This is a genomic window from Catenibacillus scindens, assembly GCF_014202115.1.
GTDB classification, from domain to species: domain Bacteria; phylum Bacillota; class Clostridia; order Lachnospirales; family Lachnospiraceae; genus Catenibacillus; species Catenibacillus scindens.
Window position 1 is genome coordinate 1 of sequence record NZ_JACHFW010000052.1, and the last position, 1244, is coordinate 1244.

The 1244-nt window shown below is 47.0% G+C and carries 1 tRNA gene and 3 rRNA genes; all 4 read right to left on the reverse strand.

What is annotated here, in order from left to right:
- Positions 1–106 (reverse strand): 23S ribosomal RNA (locus tag HNP82_RS17750); the annotation flags it as partial.
- A gap of 418 nt (positions 107–524) precedes the next feature.
- A tRNA-Ile gene (locus HNP82_RS17755) sits at positions 525–598 on the reverse strand.
- Positions 599–770: 172 nt separating this feature from the next.
- A 5S ribosomal RNA gene (rrf, locus tag HNP82_RS17760) occupies positions 771–888 on the reverse strand.
- 169 nt (positions 889–1057) lie between these two features.
- Positions 1058–1244 (reverse strand): 16S ribosomal RNA (locus HNP82_RS17765); the annotation flags it as partial.

The following is a 1244-nucleotide window of genomic DNA, read 5'->3' on the forward strand; positions in this document are numbered from 1 at the left end:
CGGATCAATGGATATTTGCTCCTCCCCGCGGCTTTTCGCAGCTTATCACGTCTTTCTTCGGCTCTTAGTGCCAAGGCATCCACCCTGCGCTCTTTCTAGCTTGACCTTTCGTTGATTGCGCTGTTCAGACGTAAAAACAGGCATCGGAAGCTCGCTTCCGTATGACTGCTTTTTTCGGATGGACTGCATAAGCAGCGTTTCTTCATCGAGAAACCCGAAGGGTTTTGAGATGATGAAACAGCAGCGCAATCATCCTCGCTGTTTTGCACAATCTACGGTCTGCTCTCGTTGTGTAGCGTCACAACGCAAGAGCGTTTCTATTTCTCTATCGTTTGTGTTCGTATTCGGAAATTTGGTTTGATGTCTTTGCATTTCATGATCTTTGATCATTTCATGCAACTCGTATCTCAATATGCAGTTTTCAAGGTACATCTTATATTTTCTTTCAGGATTTTCATCCTGATCCGCCCCTATGAGATTTGATCTCATTGCCTCGCGCATCCTTGCGGCAGGAACGTTTCAAGTGGGCTTAAGTGGACTCGAACCACCGACCTCACGCTTATCAGGCGTGCGCTCTAACCGGCTGAGCTATAAGCCCATTTCATATATATGAATCGCAATCACGATTGTTTTTATATAGGAACAGCCAAAAGGCTGTAGTTTTTAAATTGGTTGATATGTTTTTGCATATCACAACCTATATAAACTCTTCTGAGAGAGATTCTCATATATTTAAAATTTTCTCAACCTGACTTTGTTTAGTTTTTTAAAGGTGGCATCCACCTGCTCTCCCGTGCCGTCTCCAGCAAAGTACCATCGGCCGCTTATGTCTTAACCATCGTGTTCGGGATGGGTACGGGTGTTTCCCATAAGCGCATCGACACCACCTGTATTCTGTTATCTGCGGTAACATCGTTCAACTAAGCTCAGCTTTGCTTCGCTAAGGTTCACGATGTGCCTCCGTGCTTGCCGCGACGCCGCTTTTGCAGCCCTCGCCAACCACTCCCGGCATTGATAACTAAACAATAAAACAATCCCTACTTCTTCATTTCCTTAGAAAGGAGGTGATCCAGCCGCACCTTCCGATACGGCTACCTTGTTACGACTTCACCCCAGTCATCGGCTCCACCTTCGGCAGCTCCCTCCTTGCGGTTGGGTCACTGACTTCGGGCATTTCCAACTCCCATGGTGTGACGGGCGGTGTGTACAAGACCCGGGAACGTATTCACCGCGACATTCTGATT